This window comes from Acinetobacter sp. YH12049 (assembly GCF_013419875.1).
GTDB lineage: Bacteria > Pseudomonadota > Gammaproteobacteria > Pseudomonadales > Moraxellaceae > Acinetobacter > Acinetobacter amyesii.
In genome coordinates, this window is the sequence record NZ_VOZH01000009.1 from 17,663 (window position 1) to 37,328 (window position 19,666).

Sequence of the window (19,666 nt, forward strand, 5' to 3'; positions counted from 1 at the left end):
TTAATCACCATAAAGATTGTATTGAATAAAATATATTCAACTTTAGGTGATAGATATAAAGCCTGAGCTGAAAAAATTAGGGGAAAATTTTGATAAGAGATTTGATGTGAATATTATGGAGAATAGAAATTTCTCAATTATTCATTACAAATAAATCACTTCAAATTCATCAAAGACAATCAAATGAAATTTACTTACCAGTTATGTTCTTTGAACTCAATATTTGGGCAATATTGTTGTATTATCTTTTCTACGTCATTATTAATTTGGTCTAAGGGCAAAATAATCCCTATACATATACCGAAGAAAACAATTAAATGAGTTTGCGTTTTCTCAATATTTGATACTAAACTCCATGAAAAAATTTGAGTGTAATACTCAGTACTTTCGATAAGATTTTTCTCTGTAATCTCAATTTCTTTATCCCCAATGAAAATTTTCGAATTTTCAGCCATATGATCGATATATCGTATCTTAAACATATTTTGAAAAAGAGAGTTTACTTTGGGCAATAATCCTAATAAAAGAGCGACTAAAACAATCAAGTAATTCAAAAGTGAAGAATCATTTTTGAAGAAAATAAAAATAAAGAGACCGACAATTAATAGTATAAAAAATTTAAACACTAATCTGAGAAACTTAACTTCGAATTTGTCATATACAACAGGATTCATCAGATTTTCATTTAGCACCTGAAATACATAAAAATCTTCATTGGTTGTTTTAATGTTGAGTTTCATTTTATTTTTTATATCAAGATTTATTTGCTAAATATTATATCCATCTCGATTTAAGTTGTATATTTGAACATAAAAAAACCACCCTTTCGGGTGGCTCTTTCAATCTCAAACAGCGTCTTATTGAGCGCGGTTTTTGATTTTGCGGATGGTTTCCAACTGAGCTGCAGTTTCTGCAAGAGCAGCCAAAGCAGCAGCTGAGTCCAAGTCGCTCTTTTGATTTGCTAACAATTGTTCAGCTTGTTTACGAGCTTCAATAATTGCTGCTTCATCAAGGTTGTCAGCACGTACTGCAGTATCTGCAAGTACAGTAACAACGTGCGGTTGAACTTCTAGTACACCACCTGATACATAGATTAATTCTTCTGTACCATTTTCAAGTAGAACGCGGATTGCGCCCGGCTTGAGCAAAGTTACTAGTGGCGCATGGCCAGGCATAATACCCAACTCACCACCAGCACCTTTAGCAATTAGCATAGTTACAGTGCCAGAGTACAAAGACTCTTTAACACTTACAACGTCACATTGCATAGTTGACATGAGAATCTCCTAAATTAGGTAACTAATTAAAGTTTCTCAGCTTTAGCAATAACTTCGTCAATACCACCAACCATGTAGAACGCTTGTTCTGGAATGTGGTCGTATTCACCAGCTAGAAGACCTTTAAAGCCACGAATTGTTTCTTTAAGCGGTACAAGTTTACCAGGAGCACCAGTAAACACTTCAGCTACGTGGAACGGTTGAGAGAAGAAACGTTGGATCTTACGTGCACGGTATACAGTAAGTTTGTCTTCTTCTGCCAATTCGTCCATACCAAGAATTGCGATAATGTCTTTCAATTCTTTGTAACGTTGAAGAACGTTTTGAACTGAACGAGCGATTTCGTAATGCTCAGTACCCACTACAAGTGGATCTAACTGACGTGAAGTAGAGTCAAGTGGATCGATCGCTGGGTAAATACCAGAAGATGCGATGTCACGGCTCAATACAACAGTCGCGTCCAAGTGAGCGAAGGTAGTAGCAGGCGATGGATCTGTTAAGTCATCGGCAGGTACGTATACCGCTTGGATTGACGTAATAGAACCAGACTTAGTAGACGTAATACGTTCTTGAAGAACACCCATCTCTTCTGCAAGAGTCGGTTGGTAACCTACTGCAGATGGCATACGACCTAGAAGTGCTGATACTTCAGTACCCGCTAGTGTATAACGATAGATGTTGTCGACGAACAATAGAACGTCACGGCCTTTACCGTTTTCGTCTTTTTCGTCACGGAAGTACTCAGCCATAGTCAAACCAGTCAACGCTACGCGTAAACGGTTACCTGGTGGCTCGTTCATCTGACCGTAAACCATTGCTACTTTGTCTAGAACGTTAGAGTCTTTCATCTCGTGATAGAAGTCATTACCTTCACGAGTACGCTCACCAACACCAGCAAACACAGATAAACCTGAGTGAGCTTTAGCGATGTTGTTGATCAACTCCATCATGTTTACAGTTTTACCAACACCAGCACCACCGAACAGACCAACTTTACCACCTTTAGCGAACGGGCAAAGTAAGTCAATGACTTTAATACCAGTTTCTAAAAGGTCAGTAGAAGCCGCTTGTTCTGCATAAGAAGGCGCTTGACGGTGAATTGGTAAACGCGCTTCAGTCGCTACAGGACCAGCTTCATCGATCGGGCGACCAAGAACGTCCATGATACGACCAAGAGTCGCTGTACCAACTGGTACAGAGATCGGCGCGTTAGTGTTAGTTACGTTCAAACCACGCTTAAGGCCTTCAGTAGAACCCATTGCAATAGTACGAACTACGCCATCACCAAGTTGTTGCTGAACTTCTAAAGTAGTTTCAGTACCGTCAACTTGGAGAGCGTCATAGATCTTAGGAACGCTGTTACGTTCAAACTCGACGTCGATAACCGCGCCGATGATCTGAATGATACGACCGCTACTCATTGCTGTCTCCTCAATTCAAACTAATAATGTTAAACGGCAGCGGCACCACCAACGATCTCAGAGATTTCCTGAGTAATCGCGGCTTGACGCAGCTTGTTATAAATAAGTTGTAGGCTCTTGATCAATTCACCCGCGTTATCAGTTGCAGCTTTCATTGCAACCATACGAGCAGACTGTTCACATGCGATGTTTTCAATCACACCTTGATAAACCATAGACTCAATGTAACGAACCAATAAACCATTTAAAAGCTCTTCAGCTTCTGGTTCATAGATATAGTCCCAACCGTATTGACGGTTTAGACCTTCGCTTTCCTCAGCAGCTGCTAAAGGAACAAGCTGTTCGATTTTTTGGTTTTGAGTCATGGCGTTGACAAAGCCGTTTGACACTAGATAAATACGATCTAACTCGCCTTTATCAAACGCGTCTAACATCACCTGTACAGAACCAGTTAACTGTTCAAGACTCGGAGCATCACCTACGTTTGTAGTTGCACCAAGAACTTTACCGCCGTAGTTTTTAAAAAACGAAACCGCTTTTTGACCAATTAAAGCAAATTGAACTTCAATTGACTGCTCTTGTTGCTGTTGTACGTGTTTTACCACTTTTTTGAACAAGTTAATGTTCAAACCACCAGCAAGGCCGCGATCTGAAGAAACAATGATATAGCCAACGCGCTTTACAGGACGTTCAACCATATAACGGTGTTTGTATTCAGGGTTCGCTTGTACCAAATGAGCAATTACACGGTGCATATTTTCGGCATACGGACGGCCTTGAGCCATGCGCTCTTGCGCACGACGCATCTTAGAAGCTGCTACCATCTGCATCGCGCGAGTAATTTTCTGCGTGCTTTTGATACTAGCTACTTTGGCGCGAATTTCTTTTAAATTTGCCATACGCTTAACCTAGTATTCGAAAGCCCTTTCGAGCTTCCGAAGGTTGATCCGTGAACCAAACCAAAACCAGATTCAACACAGTTGAATCTTAGTAAGTTTGAGTCGCTTTAAAGCTTTCAATACCTGCTTTGATTGCTGCTTCGATTTCTTTATCGTAAGCACCAGTCTCGTCAATTTTTTGCATTAACGCAGCATTTTCTGAACGGAAGTAAGAGATCAACGCAGCATCAAATGCAACGATTTTCTTCACTTCTACGTCAGCCATGTAGCCTTCGTTAGATGCATAAATTGAAACAGCTTGGTCAGCAATTGAGTATGGAGCATATTGTTTTTGCTTCATAAGCTCAGTTACACGTTGACCATGTTCAAGCTGTTTACGAGTTGCTTCGTCAAGGTCAGAAGCGAACTGAGCAAACGCAGCTAATTCACGGTATTGCGCAAGAGCGGTACGGATACCACCTGACAATTTTTTGATGATCTTAGTTTGAGCAGAACCACCAACACGTGATACAGAGATACCCGCGTTCACAGCAGGACGAATACCTGCGTTGAATAATGATGTTTCTAAGAAGATCTGACCGTCAGTAATCGAAATTACGTTTGTAGGTACGAATGCAGATACGTCACCGGCTTGAGTTTCAATAATCGGTAATGCAGTTAATGAACCAGTTTGGCCTTTAACTTCACCGTTAGTGAATTTCTCAACGTAGTCAGCAGATACACGTGAAGCACGTTCAAGTAAACGTGAGTGTAGATAGAATACGTCACCAGGATATGCTTCACGACCTGGTGGACGACGTAGAAGCAATGAAATTTGACGGTAAGCAACAGCTTGTTTAGACAAGTCATCATAAATGATAAGCGCGTCTTCACCGCGGTCACGGAAGTACTCACCCATTGTACAACCAGCATACGGAGCAAGATACTGCATCGCTGCAGGATCAGCTGCAGCAGCTGCTACAACAGTTGTGTACGCCATAGCGCCAGTTTCTTCTAGCTTGCGCACAACGTTAGCGATAGTCGATTGTTTTTGACCAATTGCTACGTATACACATTTAATGCCAGAATTTTTCTGAGCGATGATCGCATCGATCGCCATAGCTGTTTTACCAGTTTGACGGTCACCGATGATCAACTCACGTTGACCACGACCAACAGGGATCATTGTATCTACTGATTTATAACCAGTTTGTACAGGTTGATCCACTGATTGACGCCAAATTACGCCTGGTGCTACTTTTTCAACAGCATCAGTAAGTTTTGCGTCAATAGGGCCTTTACCATCAATTGGGTTACCCAAAGCATCTACTACACGGCCTAAAAGTTCTGGACCAACCGGAACTTCTAATACACGACCTGTGCAACGAGCTTTTTGACCTTCTTGAAGGCTTAAGTAGTTACCTAAGACAACGGCACCCACTGAATCCTGTTCTAGGTTCAGTGCCATACCAAATAAGCCGCCGTCGAATTCGATCATTTCACCGTACATTGCATCAGCAAGGCCGTGAATACGCACAATACCGTCGGAAACCATAACAATGGTCCCTTCGTTCTTAGCGGTCGCGCTGGTGTCCAGATCGCCGATACGCTGTTTAATGAGCGCACTGATCTCGGATGGATTCAGTTGTTGCATTGCGCTATACCTCAATCTTTTTAAAGTTCAGTCTTCGAGCTGTTAAGCAAGAAGACGAGTCCGCATTTTTTCAAGCTTGTTAAGCGCAGAATCATCTATCACTTGGTCGCCTGCACGAATAACTACACCCGCGATTAACGCTGGGTTAACTTCTACAGAAACATTTACGGCAGCTTCGAATTTTTTCTCTAATGCATGCGCAAGTAATTGTTCTTGTACAGAAGTCAATGGGAATGCAGATTCAATCACTACATCCACAGTATTGTTATTCTGTGATTTGAGCTGTTCGTATTCTTCTGAAATTTCAGGAAGAAGTGCCAGACGGTCATTATCGGCAAGCAATGTCAAAAAGTTTGACACTGCTGCAGTCTGGTCTTCACCTAAAACTTTTGCGAAAACACTTACCTGCTCAGCAGGAGTAAGCTCAGGGCGATTTAGATAAGCTGAAAATGCTTCGTCTTGCACCGCAGCACTGAGCAAATTCAATGCATTTGACCAAGCGTCAGTTGCATTTTGCTCAGAAGCGTAAGCAAATGCTGCTTTAGCGTATGGGCGTGCCAACGTCAAGAGTTCAGCCATAATCCGCCTCTCTTAAAGTTTAGCAGCCAGCTGAGTCAGCATGGCATTGTGAGCTTCTGCGTCAACTTGCTGGTTCAGAATTTTTTCTGCGCCAGTAACTGCAAGAGCAGCAACTTGTTGACGTAATTCTTCGCGAGCAGCATTGATTTCAGTATCAACAGCTTCTTTCGCTTGTTGACGAATACGCTCACCTTCAGCCGCAGCTTGAGTACGCGCTTCTTCTACCAATTGCGCACCACGACGGTTCGCTTGTTCGATCAATTGAGCCGCTTGTGCTTTAGCCGCGTCTAATTCAGCTTTCACTTGTGCTTGCGCATCCGCAAGGTCAGCTTTTGCTTTTTCAGCAGCGTTTAAGCCATCAGCGATTTTACGCTGACGCTCACTAATCGCATTGATTAGTGGTGGCCATACAAACTTCATGCAGAATGCGACAAAAATCGCAAATGCAATCGCTTGGCCAATCAATGTGAGGTTGATATTCATTGCTATTCCTCAATAGTTTAATTTAGGAATTAAGCTGATTAACCTACAAATGGATTAGCGAAGATGAAGAACAAGCCAATACCAACACCGATCATAGGCACAGCATCAAGAAGACCTGCGATTAAGAACATACGAGTTTGAAGTTGTGGAGCCAATTCTGGTTGACGAGCAACAGCTTCTAAGAAACGGCCGCCTAGAAGACCAAAACCAATCGCAGTACCTAAAGCACCAAAAGCGATCAAGATAGCAGATGCAATTGCAACTAGACCTAAAGTGAGTTCCATGATAATTCCTCAGAGGTTAGGTTTATACCAAATTAAGTTAAAAAATTGTGTGCCCAACCACCCTTTGACAGTTGAGCAATACCATTAATGCTTTTCGCTAGCCATACTCATATATACGATAGTCAACATCATGAAAATGAATGCTTGTAACGTAATAACAAGAATATGGAAGATCGCCCAAGGCACAGACAACGCCCACTGGATCCAGAACGGTAGTAATGCGATCAAGATGAAGATCAACTCACCCGCATACATGTTACCGAACAGTCGAAGAGCCAATGAGATTGGACGTGCAATAAAAGTTACTAATTCAAGAATAATGTTTACTGGAATAAGTAATGCTTTTAAAACTGGGTTACTTGGGTTAAATGGGTTAAGTGCAAATTCTGCACCGAATCCGACAAGACCTTTCTCACGGATACTATAGAAAATAGTTAACGCAAATACTGATAATGCCATACCCAAGGTAATGTTAGGATCAGTAGATGGAACGATTTTGAAGTAAACGTGGTGAGGATCCATACCAAAAACGTTAGCACCGATCAATTGAGCTGTATAAGGAATCCAGTCAACAGGGATCAAGTCCATCAAGTTCATGAGGAAAATCCACACGAAGATGGTCAACGCTAACGGCGCGATTAAGCGCGATTTGCCATGGAAAGTGTCACGGACACTTGAGTCAACGAACTCGATAATCATTTCGATTGCAGACTGGAACTTGGTCGGAACACCAGAGTTTGCAGCTTTCGCTACAACCCAGAACAACAAACAGAAAACAATACCAAGGCCAATAGACCAACCCATTGAATCCAAGTGAATAGCAGTGAACCCCATCTCTTGAGCTTCTTTAGCAGTCTCAGCTAACTTCCAAGTACCATCTGGCATTTTGCCATAGGTCAAGTTAGTCAAGTGATGCTGAATGTACTCGGTCGAAGTAAGGGCATGTTCTTCAGCAGCCATAAATCACACCTGGTCAATGTCAAAACTAATAGAGAAAACGAATATCGCGTGCTGCCTGATATCTCGTTACTCTCCAAAAAACTTTTCAATTTTTTGTTGTGTTTACACTCGTTTTTTTAAGCGTGTTGCCCAAAAAGGAGCGACCCACGACATACTTTGTACGAGCATAAAACCACAAAACAATGCCACCGCTGACAACGGCTTGACATTGATCAAAATCAAAATGAATCCAACAATCACGATTGCAAACTTGCCCATTAAGCCACGATACATGTTTGACAGCACCTGTTTAGAGGCACGGGCACCAGCCGCACGAAACGACTGCCATGAAAAGTAGCTACTTGCTAGCCAACATACCAACGCACCCAAAGCTGCACTATATGCTGTGATTGTGTCTTTAAGGACCCAACCAATCAGGGCTGAAACAGGAATCATTACTGCTTGTAAGATGACTAAAGCTTTCGCTAATCGTCGATCAATCATGCGACTAGTTCGACTCATTTTTGTTCACTCACAGCAATTCTGCTTGACAAGTTTAACTGATGATTATTTTTAATCGCAGGCATTATAGAGTTACACCCCTTAACTTGCAATCTTTTCCCGACCTTAGTCGTGTTTTTTTAAATTGGCAAACTGCTTTCAAACTAATCAATAGTTGTTTATTTTTTACTTTACTTTCGTGCATTTAGTGTGCATTTAAGGGTTTCATCAGCCAACATCTTCCATGCTGTTACAAAATCCCCTGCCCCACTCATCGTTTCGTCAACTGGCTGAAAGACGATACCACCGAGCTTTTGATACTGATTTTGACTGGCATGTGCTTCTGCAAGTAAGCATACTTTTGGCTGCGCGCGATGGTCTTTCAGGTACTTGATTTGTGCCAATGTCGGTGCGACATGTGGATCATCTGTCAACGCACCGGTAAATTTCAAATTCAGTGAGCGCTCAAGATATTGATAGGCATCGTGGTAAGACCAGTAAGGTTGAGCACGGCTCGACACATCGGTTTTTTGTGCAGTAACCAAGAGTTTCTGCGCAAATGCACGTGCATTGGCCCAATATTTTTCACGATGTTCTGGAAACTGTTGTGAACGTAACGCGGCTATAAAAAAGCCGATTCGAACTGCATTGTTTGGTTCAAGCCAGACATGCGTATCGATTGTGCCTTTTAATGCATTGCCACGGACATCACGTAATGGCAAAGCACTGATAATACCTGAGTCTAAAATAGCGATACTTTTGCCACTTTCACCCAACATTTTTGCCAATGGTGCTTCGTGCGCGTGACCTAACCATAAAACGAGATTGGCATCTTGCACGGTTTTACGGTGTGCAGGCGTCAAGCTCACATCATGTCCAGATTGATGGTCAAGCAGTAATTTCGGTTGCTCTACGCCCTTAAGTACATCCTTTGCGATTAGATAAATCGGTTGTGTAGAAACAACGAGACCTTGCGCCCAGCTCATCACACTGAATAAAGCCAAACTACAAAAAAGAAATACACGGGACATGGGGAGAGAGCACCATAAAATGAATAGTGTTATAATATAACAAAATCGTAAAAAAACCTACGTCTGTTCGTAAGTACTTACGCTTCATGTTAAGATTTAAAGTCTTTTTCTTTATACAGTTTCGTACTCGAGGTTTGCTATGAGCGTATGTTCACACGAACATCATAATGCTTTGCATGGTGTACACGATCATCATAATGTCGAACAGCGCCTTGCTGAAGCTGAGAGTCTCTGTAGTGCGACGGGTGCTCGACTTACGCCCTTGCGTAAAGAAGTATTGGAACTGATATTGAACGCAACGGGACCAATGGGCGCTTATGATCTTTTGGCTAAAATCAAAAGTGAGTCTGACCGACCTGCAGCGCCACCGACGGTGTACCGTACGCTGGATTTTCTGCTTGAAAAAGGTTTGATTCATCGTCTAACGTCGATTAATGCTTACATCCCATGTTGTCATCCGCGCGAAGGACATCAAGCTGCATTTCTGATTTGCACAGACTGTAAAATAGTCAAAGAAGCATCTGCTCAAGGCTTGATGGCGCAACTTGATGAATTGTCTGCATCCGATGGCTTTACTGCACATCACAGTATTATTGAAATTTCAGGGATCTGTCAGCAGTGTCGCAGCAAACACTAAATGTGAAGCCCATTGTGGCTTTAGAGCATGTTCATGTCCGAATCGATGAACGTGACATTTTAAAAAATGTAGATTTCGCCTTACACGAAAAAGAAATTGTCACCTTAATCGGTCCCAATGGTGCAGGCAAATCCACGCTCATCAAAGTGTTGTTGGGTATTGTAAAACCTGTATCTGGCAAAGTGATCAGCACACAAAAATTAAAATTCTCATATGTGCCACAAAAATTTAATCCATCACACAGCTTACCGCTACGTGTGTGTGATTTATTGGCCCTAGAAAAATGTGATGCCAATATCAAGCAAGAAATTATTCGTGATACAGGCATTGCCAAGTTACAACAATCTAAAGTTCAGCAACTATCGGGCGGCGAACGTCAACGCGTTCTGATTGCACGGGCTTTATTGCGTCAACCGAATGTATTGGTTCTGGATGAACCTATGCAAGGTCTGGATATCCAGTCTGAAGCGGAACTGTATGACTACGTGCGTAGCTTGCCAGAAAAATATGGCTGTGCAGTTTTGATGGTTTCTCATGATTTACAATGGGTCATGCAAGGCACGCACCGTGTGGTTTGCCTGAACAAACATATTTGTTGCAGTGGCTTGCCTGAAAATGTACAGCAACATCCTGAATATCAAGCGATCTTTGGAACAAATCGTGTGTTCTATCAACACCATCATGATCACTGTGCGCATGGCGATAGTGCAACGCCTTGCCAGCACGACTCTCGTCCCCATATTCACCCTGAACCGGAAGCATAATCCATGATGGAATGGCTACAACTCCTTTTGCCAGCATGGATCATGGGCACTTTGCTGGTGTTCCTGACTGCGCCGCTTGGCTGTTTAATGTTATGGCGTCGCATGTCATTTTTTGCGGACACCATGGCACATGGCACTTTACTCGGTGTCGCCATTGCCGGTGCGATGAGTCTACCGCTTTGGACAGGCGTTACATTGATTGCGCTCTTATTGGTTGCAATCTTATGGGTGTTACACGACCCTCGCTTGCCCAATGACGCCTTGCTCGCGCTATGTTCAGCAACACTCCTGTGCTCTGGCTTACTCTTCATACAACATTTGCCCAGCTTAAGACCTGAATTACTCAGCTATTTATTTGGCGACTTGCTCACCATTTCTTGGTCAGATTTGCCTGTCTTTGCAATGGTGATCATTGTGGCACTGACCGTGCTGTATAAAAGTTGGCAATCGCAGATTCAGATTGCCATTGACCCCGATATTGCGGTCAGTGAAGGTGTCAGCGCTAAATGGCAACGTCTGATTTTTATGTTATTACTGGCATTATTTACCGTATTGGCTTTACGTGCTGTCGGCTCATTGCTGATGGGTGCATTGTTAGTGATTCCTGCATTAACCGCTCGTTTATTGGCGAATTCACCGAAGCAAATGGTGCTGTGGTCTTTCATCATTGCCCAAGTCGGTGTAACTGTAGGTTTATGGTCAAGTGCTGGTTTAAACACCTCTACAGGACTGACCATTGTATTAACTATGGCGCTGCTCTTTGCCCTGATTTTTATTCTACAAAAATTTAAGAAAGTCGCTTGAGTAGCAACGTTCATTGCTCAATTCGCGACATATCAAAAAAAAGCCATGCAGTTGCATGGCTTTTTTTGCACGTCAAATACGATGCTCAGAATCATCTCACTGGATTTATTGATGAACTAAGCTCAATAAACTCGCCGCACAAGCAAATAGAACTGCAAAGGTACGATTCAAATATTTTTGTTGTTTGGATGATTTTAACAACCGCAGCACTTTTGCAGCGAGACCGGTATACCCCGCCATGACAATCAAATCGATGCTAATCATTGTTGCAGCCATGATGACATATTGAATCCATTGGGGTTTGGATAAATCTAAAAACTGCGGCAAAACTGCCAACAAAAATACAATCGCTTTAGGATTGCTCATATTGACCAAAAAGCCATGTAAAATTAATTTTGAACGTGATTTATTGGGCAAATTTTGTTGGATTTCAATTGACTGTGTTGGCGCTGTCCACTGTAAATAAGCCAAATACAATAAATAGCCCACACCAAACCATTTCACGATCAGAAATGCCCATGGTGTCGTCGCAAATAAGACCCCTGCCCCAGCTGCAACAATGGCAATCTGAACCAAAAGTGCCAATTGCAGGCCGATGGCATTCCAATACCCATGCTTAAACCCATAATTCAAACCACTCGACATAGACGCAATTGCACCTGTACCAGGGGAAACACTAATCACCCAACATGCCAACATATATGCAATCCAGATTTGATAGGACATCATTAGCTCAAGTTTGAAATGGGTCTGTATTATATGACATTTACTCTATTTTCATGACAATAATGCAAGCTAAAAGGCCAAATGAAGGCTACACTCTCAGCGCTGCTTAAGGCACAATATACACAGCCACTCAGAAATTATAATTTTTAGGAGCCATGAATGTCTGCTCAATCTGTAATTTTGCCATTACCCTCAGATCATGCTCGTTTTATTGTTTTACGTTTAAAAGATTTAACGATTAGCGAATTAAAAGAACAACTTGAAGACTTATTGAATACTCGTGATCGTCTGATTACCCAACATCCTAATGCACAGATTAAAACGGCTGTGGCTTTTGGACCAGAACTTTGGGCGCAACTTTACAGTCAAGCTCCGGCAGGCTTTAAACAACTTGATCCAATTCAAGGTTCATTTAACATGCCTGTAGTGCCAGCAGATGTGCTGATTCACATTGCGGCACAGCGTACAGATATTTGCTTTGCTTTAAGCCAAGCTTTCTTTGATGGCATTCAAGATAAAGTCGACGTTTTAGATGAGCGTGTTTGCTTCCGCAATTTCGATGGCCGTGACTTAACTGGCTTTATTGATGGTACTGAAAACCCTCAATTTCCAGATGACCGTGCTGAAACAGCTTTACTTTCTGAAGAAGCAGGCATTTTTGCAGATGGTTCTTTTGTGTTTGCGCAGCGATATGCACACAACTTAGATAAATGGAAAAAGCTCAAAGTCGATGCCCAAGAACACGTGATTGGGCGTACCAAACTTGAATCGATTGAGTTGAACGAAGACGAACAACCTGAAAACTCACATGTATCACGTACCGTTGTTGAAGATGGTGAGGGTGAAGAACTAGCAATTTTGCGTCATTCATTGCCTTATGGCGATGGCCGCGGTGACCAAGGTTTGTTCTTTATTGCCTATACCAAAGATCTCAGCATTATCGACAGTATGTTGGTTCGTATGTTTGGCACCAGTGGTGACGGCATTCATGACCGCTTACTTCACTTTGTTACGCCAATGGACGGAGCGTATTACTTTGCACCGAGTGAAGATTTGTTAGAAGAAGTTTTGGAAGGGTAAATATTTATTAGTTTGGAAGCTATCAATGAATAGCTTCCAAACCTATAGAATTTATAAAAGAAAAAAAAATTATATATTTAATACTGAATAATTTTCTTCTTATTTCCTTCATAATAAGTCATTTGTAAATTACTATTAAATTCAACTTTTTTGCCTGCGTAAATAAACTTTTCTTCTATCAACTTATTATCTTTTACTTTCATCACTCTTAGATTATGACCACTTTCATCCTCAAATGGAGAAATCAACAAATCAAAATTATTTCTATTAATAACAACAGTTGCTCCATCACTAGGGTTAATAAAATCAAAATTCTTAACCATTTCACTTGTACTTTGTAAATTCAGTCCTGAACACTCCTTTAACTTACTATCATCCAAACATTTAAAATGAGATTCAGAATTATAAATCACTTTATCTTCTGGAGTATTTTCTAGACTCACTTGAGTATTAGTATTTTTATAAAATCTTCCATTTTCTAATTTGTAACATTCGTCCTCTACATTAATATTATTATCTTCGGTAGAATATGTTGTACCTGAAATACATACTTTATTATTTGATTTAGAAAACTTAATAATAGGTGGCTCATTTTCTAGAACCTGCAATCTATCATCTACAAAATTTCCCACGACCTGTGGAAAGGGTATTACTCGCTTGTTAACAGGATCTAAAACTATAATAGATTTTACATTTCGTTCAACGCCTTTTCCTGTATCTCTATCTTGATCCATGACGATAAGAATAAGTTCTTTTGAAAAATTCGGTTTATCATTTAAGTGTTTGTTATAAATTGATATTTTTTCATCTTTACAAAAATTTATATTAATTTGTTTTATATCACAAACAGTAACATTATTTTTACTCAGAATTGAGTTGTTCGTAACTGTATCAGTTGATTGTTCTTTTGAATATGAGCAACTTGATGCCAATATACCAATAGCGATTACCCAAAAAAATTTTTTAATTTTCATTATAAGACCTACTTTACTGAATGATGTTGTTTAATTTTTTCAAAAATTTGCCTAACTTTTGCCGTTGAGTGAGAATTTGCTCTATTCGTTCCAGATTGATGATATCCAATAGTTCCATCTGAAATAACGCCAAACTTATTTTTACTACCCTTAGGCAATGCTATTGAAGCCCATTCTTTTGATGCATCAATCATAGCTTGGTCAACTGTTCCAGTTCCTTTATCAATAAGATTATATATTGCTGACCTTCCTCTTAGTAAATGCTCTTTAAATACTCTTTCTTGCATATTTGCATCATAAAGTTCATTACCTGATAAATTCATTCTTTTTTTCGCTGCTGCTAATGTTGAAGGTATAGTTTGGTATTTCCCTGTAGCAAATCGTCTCCGATTATCTTGCCAAGTGTAATTTTTTGCTGCATCTAAAAGCTGGTTAATTGTTTTACCAGTTATTGTACCGAGTGTATCATTCATTTTACCAAACTTAACCCTTTTACCTTCTGGAGCACCTGCATTCCATGCTTCATAACTTCCCTCTCCACTTGCAATAGCATCACCTAATTCAATAACTAATTCATCAATAGTTTTATCTGAAATTTTGGCAACATTATTTGAAGTTGCAGCTATACCAGCACACCCTAAAATTTGATTTAAATTAAGCCTACCCACTATCTCTACTAGAGATCTTCCGTTCAGATCTGTAACACTTTTTTTAAAAAAATGATCTGCAAAATATGAAGTTTGCAACCTGGTTATATCGAAATGAACCCATGTCGTAGCACCAGAATCACCATTATTAAAAACTTTTGGCTCCAAATATATTTTATTCGTTGCACGTTGTTCAGTAGCTCCCATCTTTACAGCCATGACATTTTTTCTGATAAACTCCATATCAGACAGCTCTCTAGTTCTTGATCCATTTTTATTGATATGCAAGTCTAATGCTAATCCCATATGGTTTACACTTGTACGACTCTTTTGCTTATTATGTTCTATACATCTATACCCAGATTCGATATAAGCTACTTCTAGTTTTCTCGATTTAAACTCATTCTTCAAATAAAAATTTAAAGCTTTGAGTATCCATATTAATGATCTATGTATTCCTGGATATTCATTAGCCATATTACTTCCAGATCTAACTCCTCTTCTATTATTACCATACCCTGTACATTTACCACATGGGCATGAAGCTTTCGCCATAAATCCACTGATAGGATATTCATAATAAAATTTATCGAGTGCTGCCAAAACACTCCCACAAATCTTACCCGTATCAGGAACTCCCATATAATCTCGTTGGAACTGCTTTATACATTTCGCCGTTAACTCAGTAAATTCATCCGTTGGCAATGCTCCACCAAAACCTGCTAAACGAATATTCACCTCTCGTATTAACTCACTTTTTCCACTAGCAATGCACTGAGGATTAGTTTTACATAAATTTGGTACATTTGCTTTAGGAGTTCCTCCCTCCTGACTTCGATCTTCAACAGTGAAAATTTTCGCGGCCCCATCAGCCAACTCATTTAAAGCTTGTTTACCTTGTTCATATGCCTCGTTAGCTTTCTCAAAAGCCTTATTCCCCCACCCCTCCAAAGTTCCCATCACACCTCCATCTTGATTCGGCTTTGTTGGAGTTGTTCGTGTGCTCTGTGGTTGAGATGATGGCTGAGTTTTTTGAGATGTGGTACTTTTAGGAGTTGAACCTGCTCTCTGAGTTGTACTGGCTTTTTCTTGGTGCGTGTGATTTCCAGTTGCAGGAATATCAACAGGTAACTTAATGACCTGACCAACGTAAATTCTATTAGGGTCATCAATTTTATTTAAGCGTTCCAATGCTCTGACTGTTGTTTTATATTTTTGCGCTATTCCTGTGAGATTTTCACCTTTTTTAACTGTATGCGTCTTTCTTATATAATTTCCACTTGCTCCTTGATTATTCAAGGTTTTCAAATCCAATAAAAGTTTAGGGCTTGCAATTTTTACTAGCATACGATCTTTTGTCATAGCGAAAGACTGTACTTTAATCATTATGCCATTAAACATACTTTTAACATAAACATCTAAAACAGTGCCTTTATCTCGGCTGATTTCAACAATACATCCAACAGTGTTAGTGGAACCTGCAGCGATTAATTGCCCAGTTTTTTGATTTTTAACTTGATACTGAGCTTTCGCAATTGGATTTCCAAATACATCTACGATTTTAATAGTGACTAAAGATTTTCTAGTATTGGTCATAACTTAACCCTTATATTCTTCATCATTATAATTTTTAGTGTTTAGATTCTGTTCATTTGGATTATCAGAAAAATCCTCTGCGTCAAAACCTTCTATTGATATTCCCCAATCATCATCAGAACCTACCAGAACTTGCACTTTAGACGGGTCTAATGTACTTATTTTTCCAGTTCGACCATGCTCATCAATTTGACCAGTTACAAAAGAATTTGTCTCTGGTATAAACGCTTTGTAGCTAAGCTGACTAAAGTCACTTTCCCAAAATAAATCATAAACATCTAATTTATTACTAAATAAAGGTGTATTTGGTAACTGAGGAACTTCATACGTTGTTTTAGCCCCACCCATGAACAAATGCTGCCCCGCCTTACTCTCAAACTTGCCACCCGTCGTACTAAATACACCACTGCCATTAATTTTTAGCTGAGAACCACCAGCTGTTAATACAATCTCTTTTGGACTAGTAATTTCGATCTTATCTTCAGTTGAAATAAGCTTGATCACCTTACGAGCAATCGCTTCTATCGCATCATCTTGCGCCTGTAATTCAACTTTGCCTTTTGCAGCATAAGCACTCAGGCCCTTTTGAGCAGCAAACAAACTGATCTTGTCTTGTGCATGACCAACAATATTCTTTTGAGCACTGAAATTAATCGAACCTTGTGCACTTTCTGCAATATCCTGTGAGGCTTGTAATACAATATCTTCCGGTGTAGTGAGTGCAATACCATTAGGTGATGCAAGTAACATCAGTGCTTGGCGGAATAATTTGCCTTGTTCTTGTTTTGCCGCTGTATTGGATTTTTCTAAACCTTGCGCATAGCCTTCCATAAAGCCTTGTACTTTTTCTAATGCTTTTATGGGTGTCATCGCTGGTGGCAAACCAAAACCACCATTATTCAATAAATCATCAGGGTTAAATTTGATGTCTTCGATCAATTTGCCCACATCTTTTAATGCTTTTAATGGATCTTCTTTTAGGTTGCTTTTCAGACTTGCGACCCGCCCTTGAATCACATCTTTACCATTTTCTTCAATATGATCTATGACAGACTTTAAGTTATCAAAGGCATCTTCAGCATCATTAAAAAATGCTTTAAATTCTTTTACTGTACTTTTGACATCATGTGCGATTGAGCCCATTTCTTTGACAAAACTTTTGCAGTTTTTTAACGCTGCCAATGGGTCTCGACTTAAATCCTCCTTGAACAAATTTAAAGTCGCTTTGACACCTTCGGCAGTACTTTTGATTTCTAAAGAGTTTATTAACTTCGGCAAACGATTAATCACATTTAATGCATCGGTCTGCTGCTTTACGGCTAAATCGCTCAGCATATTCATGCTCTGATGCCCTTGATTTAAAAGCGACTGAGCTTCAGCAGCAGCAAGATGATCGGCAACGGCTTTATCCTGCGCATAGGTACTAATGAGTAAACCTTTACCTGCACGCATTGCCCCCCAAGCATCCGTTCGTAGCTCAAATCCCTCACCACGGCCATGGCTACTGTCTTGTTCTTTAGGATGGCTGAGATTACCTAAATTCAGCTGTGTCGCTGCATGACTACTCTGTAATTGGGTACTGATCTGCCCCGTCGTGTCATCAAAGCGCAGTTGGTTAAAGCCTGCTCCCGCAACTTCTTGTGAGCGGATACCACTGAGTTTTTTGGTTTCAGGAAGCTGACCTTTGAGATCAAACATGGTCTGAGAGCGTTCAGCTTCATGTATTCGTCCTACCACAAAGGGACGATCCACATCACCCTCAAAAAAGTCGATGACCACGATCTCACCAATACGAGGATGGAAACGTGCCCCATAACCTTCACCCGCCCATGGAGTCAGTACATCGACCCAAGCCGAGTCACTGTCATTATCATTACTCCCTGCTCCACCATCATGACTGTGATCATCACTGCGGGTGAACGTAAACCGAACTTTGATACGCCCCCAAGCATCGACATAAATACTTTCACCTTCTGGACCGACCACTTTAGCCCGCTGTGGAAACGCAGGTGGCCGGTGTAATAAAGGATCATATTCAGGCACCACAGAAATTTGCCGACGGACCACATACAGCTCATTGGCCTGCCGTTCATCCCCTAAAGATAGCCAACGGCTCGCGGCAAGTAACTTTTCTAATTGAACCAAAATATCTTTGGGTAAATTATTTTGGTTATAAAATGCTTTGCCCAATATGAGAAATTCACGATCTGTCGTTTGATGTTGATCGATTTCAGGATGATTTTCTAATTCAAACCAATACCCCACTTGCGCATCCCGCACACTACTGCTGGCGGTAAAATATTTGGCTTGTAATTCCTGATATTGATTGAGTTGCCGATTCAACTGATCCAATTGCTGTGTATTTGAAGTGGTTGCCTGATCTGCACCTTTAAGGTCGGTTGTCCAAGCCGAACTCATGGTCCACGCCTGCTCTAAACTTAAGGTTTCATTGTGCTGTTGCTCACTCTGTGCATGGGCGCTTAAGAGCGGATTACTTTGGTCTTGTGCCAATTGTTGAGCTTGCCAACGCTGCGTCTGAATCGTGGTCGATTGTAAAAAACGTTCTGCCACAAAACTGGTGATCGTGTCCAAGCGTTCCGTGGCATGACTCCGATGAAAGCGAATTTTTTTCCGTTCCAAAGCACTATAAGCTTGATTCGTATCAATTAAACGCAGCTGCTGTGCTTGCATCGGTGCAGCCGAAAATGCGACAAATAACTCAGCTTCATCAATTAACCAATTGATCCCTTCACTACGCCACAGTCGAGTCAGAAATTCGTAGTCACTCTCATTGGCTTGCATAGTAAATGGCCGAACATCATAGTTTCGAGTCAATCCATCCATGTTGAGGCTCAAGCTCGCGGCAAATAATGCGCTTTTTTGCTGCCACTCAGTAAATAGCACTTCGGTAATTTCACGCACCGACTTATTCATAAATACACGGCTATTACGGCGCTTATGCCAAAGTGCTGTCGCATCTTCAATAATGAGTTTATATACCGTCAGCGAACCATCACTTTGACCTTGGCTAGCCCCCGTAATTACACCAGTCAGGCGACTGAGTTGTCCCAAATCTGTCACTTGATCGACAGCCACTCGGCCACCGATAAACTGCTTTAAAGCCAGATGAGCATTGGTCGAGAGACAAATAATTTCCGCACGAAAGCCTTGATTGATACGGTGTTGACCCTCAATCCGTTGAATAAAAACTTCTGTGTTTAATGATTCATTTGAAAAATGAATATGTAGCGCACGTTTCTGTACGCTAAAGCCAAAGTTTTCCACCATGGCGTGAATATTTTTAAGCATTGTTATAAGGAAAATATTTTTTATAAACTTCGCATTTTAGAAAATGATTATTTTTTCGTCTACCCTATTTTGCAAATAATTT

The 19,666-nt window shown here is 40.7% G+C and carries 19 protein-coding genes; 4 read left to right on the forward strand and 15 right to left on the reverse strand.

All coding sequences use genetic code 11. The annotated features are described in order from the left end of the window. Window positions 1-194: 194 nt before the first annotated feature. The 11 genes from FTU05_RS05330 to FTU05_RS05380 form a co-directional block, all read right to left on the reverse strand. Window positions 195-674 carry a hypothetical protein gene (locus FTU05_RS05330; RefSeq protein ID WP_180164474.1) on the reverse strand — a complete coding sequence of 160 codons (480 nt, stop codon included), beginning with the start codon at window positions 672-674 and terminating at the stop codon, window positions 195-197. A gap of 183 nt (window positions 675-857) precedes the next feature. Then, on the reverse strand, window positions 858-1,277 hold the full coding sequence (locus FTU05_RS05335) for a F0F1 ATP synthase subunit epsilon (RefSeq protein WP_078191472.1): 420 nt from the start codon (window positions 1,275-1,277) through the stop codon (window positions 858-860). A gap of 26 nt (window positions 1,278-1,303) precedes the next feature. Further along, entirely contained in the window at window positions 1,304-2,698 is a 1,395-nt protein-coding gene (gene atpD, locus FTU05_RS05340; RefSeq protein ID WP_180164475.1) for a F0F1 ATP synthase subunit beta, read from the reverse strand. A 29-nt stretch (window positions 2,699-2,727) separates the two neighbouring features. Continuing rightward, window positions 2,728-3,597 carry a F0F1 ATP synthase subunit gamma gene (atpG, locus tag FTU05_RS05345; RefSeq protein WP_078191474.1) on the reverse strand — a complete coding sequence of 290 codons (870 nt, stop codon included), beginning with the start codon at window positions 3,595-3,597 and terminating at the stop codon, window positions 2,728-2,730. Between the two features lie 88 nt (window positions 3,598-3,685). Next, window positions 3,686-5,230 (reverse strand): F0F1 ATP synthase subunit alpha, encoded by a 1,545-nt coding sequence (gene atpA, locus FTU05_RS05350; RefSeq protein ID WP_078191475.1) that lies wholly within the window; start codon window positions 5,228-5,230, stop codon window positions 3,686-3,688. 42 nt (window positions 5,231-5,272) lie between these two features. Further along, window positions 5,273-5,809 carry a F0F1 ATP synthase subunit delta gene (locus FTU05_RS05355; RefSeq protein ID WP_078191476.1) on the reverse strand — a complete coding sequence of 179 codons (537 nt, stop codon included), beginning with the start codon at window positions 5,807-5,809 and terminating at the stop codon, window positions 5,273-5,275. A gap of 12 nt (window positions 5,810-5,821) precedes the next feature. Next, window positions 5,822-6,292 (reverse strand): F0F1 ATP synthase subunit B, encoded by a 471-nt coding sequence (locus FTU05_RS05360; protein WP_078191477.1) that lies wholly within the window; start codon window positions 6,290-6,292, stop codon window positions 5,822-5,824. 38 nt (window positions 6,293-6,330) lie between these two features. After that, window positions 6,331-6,576: a F0F1 ATP synthase subunit C gene (atpE, locus tag FTU05_RS05365; protein ID WP_000424060.1), complete on the reverse strand. Its 246-nt coding sequence runs from the start codon at window positions 6,574-6,576 to the stop codon at window positions 6,331-6,333. Window positions 6,577-6,660: 84 nt separating this feature from the next. After that, on the reverse strand, window positions 6,661-7,536 hold the full coding sequence (atpB, locus tag FTU05_RS05370) for a F0F1 ATP synthase subunit A (protein ID WP_078191478.1): 876 nt from the start codon (window positions 7,534-7,536) through the stop codon (window positions 6,661-6,663). A 102-nt stretch (window positions 7,537-7,638) separates the two neighbouring features. Continuing rightward, window positions 7,639-8,037, reverse strand: a complete 399-nt coding sequence (locus FTU05_RS05375) for an ATP synthase subunit I (RefSeq protein WP_078194025.1) — start codon at window positions 8,035-8,037, stop codon at window positions 7,639-7,641. 170 nt (window positions 8,038-8,207) lie between these two features. Then, window positions 8,208-9,047, reverse strand: a complete 840-nt coding sequence (locus tag FTU05_RS05380; RefSeq protein ID WP_180105976.1) for a metal ABC transporter solute-binding protein, Zn/Mn family — start codon at window positions 9,045-9,047, stop codon at window positions 8,208-8,210. A 139-nt stretch (window positions 9,048-9,186) separates the two neighbouring features. Here FTU05_RS05380 and FTU05_RS05385 point away from each other — a divergent pair, with 139 nt between their 5' ends. From FTU05_RS05385 to znuB, 3 genes are read left to right on the forward strand one after another with little or no spacing between them, the layout of a single operon-like run. Beyond that, a complete protein-coding gene (locus FTU05_RS05385) occupies window positions 9,187-9,684 on the forward strand; it encodes a transcriptional repressor (RefSeq protein ID WP_180164477.1) in 498 nt (165 codons plus the stop codon). Next, window positions 9,666-10,448 carry a zinc ABC transporter ATP-binding protein ZnuC gene (znuC, locus tag FTU05_RS05390; RefSeq protein ID WP_180085678.1) on the forward strand — a complete coding sequence of 261 codons (783 nt, stop codon included), beginning with the start codon at window positions 9,666-9,668 and terminating at the stop codon, window positions 10,446-10,448. Before FTU05_RS05385 ends, znuC begins: the two co-directional genes overlap by 19 nt. Before the next feature lie 3 nt (window positions 10,449-10,451). Beyond that, entirely contained in the window at window positions 10,452-11,252 is an 801-nt protein-coding gene (znuB, locus tag FTU05_RS05395) for a zinc ABC transporter permease subunit ZnuB (RefSeq protein ID WP_111885884.1), read from the forward strand. A gap of 105 nt (window positions 11,253-11,357) precedes the next feature. Here the strand turns inward: znuB and FTU05_RS05400 are convergent, their stop codons facing one another. Then, a complete protein-coding gene (locus FTU05_RS05400) occupies window positions 11,358-11,978 on the reverse strand; it encodes a LysE family transporter (protein ID WP_180164539.1) in 621 nt (206 codons plus the stop codon). A 159-nt stretch (window positions 11,979-12,137) separates the two neighbouring features. Between FTU05_RS05400 and FTU05_RS05405 the strand changes: the two genes are divergently transcribed. Continuing rightward, on the forward strand, window positions 12,138-13,058 hold the full coding sequence (locus tag FTU05_RS05405) for a Dyp-type peroxidase (RefSeq protein ID WP_180164479.1): 921 nt from the start codon (window positions 12,138-12,140) through the stop codon (window positions 13,056-13,058). Between the two features lie 77 nt (window positions 13,059-13,135). Here FTU05_RS05405 and FTU05_RS05410 read toward each other — a convergent pair whose 3' ends face one another. The 3 genes from FTU05_RS05410 to FTU05_RS05420 are packed head-to-tail and all read right to left on the reverse strand — an operon-like array spanning window position 13,136 to window position 19,584. Beyond that, complete coding sequence (locus FTU05_RS05410) at window positions 13,136-14,032, reverse strand: hypothetical protein (RefSeq protein ID WP_180164481.1); 897 nt, start codon at window positions 14,030-14,032, stop codon at window positions 13,136-13,138. An 8-nt stretch (window positions 14,033-14,040) separates the two neighbouring features. Further along, window positions 14,041-16,275, reverse strand: a complete 2,235-nt coding sequence (locus tag FTU05_RS05415; RefSeq protein WP_180164483.1) for a LysM domain-containing protein — start codon at window positions 16,273-16,275, stop codon at window positions 14,041-14,043. A gap of 3 nt (window positions 16,276-16,278) precedes the next feature. Then, window positions 16,279-19,584 (reverse strand): type VI secretion system Vgr family protein, encoded by a 3,306-nt coding sequence (locus FTU05_RS05420; protein WP_180164485.1) that lies wholly within the window; start codon window positions 19,582-19,584, stop codon window positions 16,279-16,281. Window positions 19,585-19,666: the final 82 nt, after the last annotated feature.

What these genes read in the sequence shown, in the direction of transcription:
- FTU05_RS05385 (WP_180164477.1), top strand. Translation starts at nt 9,187, where the DNA reads ATGAGCGTATGTTCACACGAACATCATAATGCTTTGCATGGTGTACAC.
- atpD (WP_180164475.1), bottom strand. Translation starts at nt 2,698, where the DNA reads ATGAGTAGCGGTCGTATCATTCAGATCATCGGCGCGGTTATCGACGTC.
- atpG (WP_078191474.1), bottom strand. Translation starts at nt 3,597, where the DNA reads ATGGCAAATTTAAAAGAAATTCGCGCCAAAGTAGCTAGTATCAAAAGC.
- FTU05_RS05380 (WP_180105976.1), bottom strand. Translation starts at nt 9,047, where the DNA reads ATGTCCCGTGTATTTCTTTTTTGTAGTTTGGCTTTATTCAGTGTGATG.
- atpA (WP_078191475.1), bottom strand. Translation starts at nt 5,230, where the DNA reads ATGCAACAACTGAATCCATCCGAGATCAGTGCGCTCATTAAACAGCGT.
- FTU05_RS05330 (WP_180164474.1), bottom strand. Translation starts at nt 674, where the DNA reads ATGAATCCTGTTGTATATGACAAATTCGAAGTTAAGTTTCTCAGATTA.
- FTU05_RS05335 (WP_078191472.1), bottom strand. Translation starts at nt 1,277, where the DNA reads ATGTCAACTATGCAATGTGACGTTGTAAGTGTTAAAGAGTCTTTGTAC.
- FTU05_RS05405 (WP_180164479.1), top strand. Translation starts at nt 12,138, where the DNA reads ATGTCTGCTCAATCTGTAATTTTGCCATTACCCTCAGATCATGCTCGT.
- FTU05_RS05400 (WP_180164539.1), bottom strand. Translation starts at nt 11,978, where the DNA reads ATGTCCTATCAAATCTGGATTGCATATATGTTGGCATGTTGGGTGATT.
- FTU05_RS05415 (WP_180164483.1), bottom strand. Translation starts at nt 16,275, where the DNA reads ATGACCAATACTAGAAAATCTTTAGTCACTATTAAAATCGTAGATGTA.
- atpB (WP_078191478.1), bottom strand. Translation starts at nt 7,536, where the DNA reads ATGGCTGCTGAAGAACATGCCCTTACTTCGACCGAGTACATTCAGCAT.
- FTU05_RS05375 (WP_078194025.1), bottom strand. Translation starts at nt 8,037, where the DNA reads ATGAGTCGAACTAGTCGCATGATTGATCGACGATTAGCGAAAGCTTTA.
- FTU05_RS05355 (WP_078191476.1), bottom strand. Translation starts at nt 5,809, where the DNA reads ATGGCTGAACTCTTGACGTTGGCACGCCCATACGCTAAAGCAGCATTT.
- FTU05_RS05360 (WP_078191477.1), bottom strand. Translation starts at nt 6,292, where the DNA reads ATGAATATCAACCTCACATTGATTGGCCAAGCGATTGCATTTGCGATT.
- FTU05_RS05410 (WP_180164481.1), bottom strand. Translation starts at nt 14,032, where the DNA reads ATGAAAATTAAAAAATTTTTTTGGGTAATCGCTATTGGTATATTGGCA.
- znuB (WP_111885884.1), top strand. Translation starts at nt 10,452, where the DNA reads ATGATGGAATGGCTACAACTCCTTTTGCCAGCATGGATCATGGGCACT.
- atpE (WP_000424060.1), bottom strand. Translation starts at nt 6,576, where the DNA reads ATGGAACTCACTTTAGGTCTAGTTGCAATTGCATCTGCTATCTTGATC.
- FTU05_RS05420 (WP_180164485.1), bottom strand. Translation starts at nt 19,584, where the DNA reads ATGCTTAAAAATATTCACGCCATGGTGGAAAACTTTGGCTTTAGCGTA.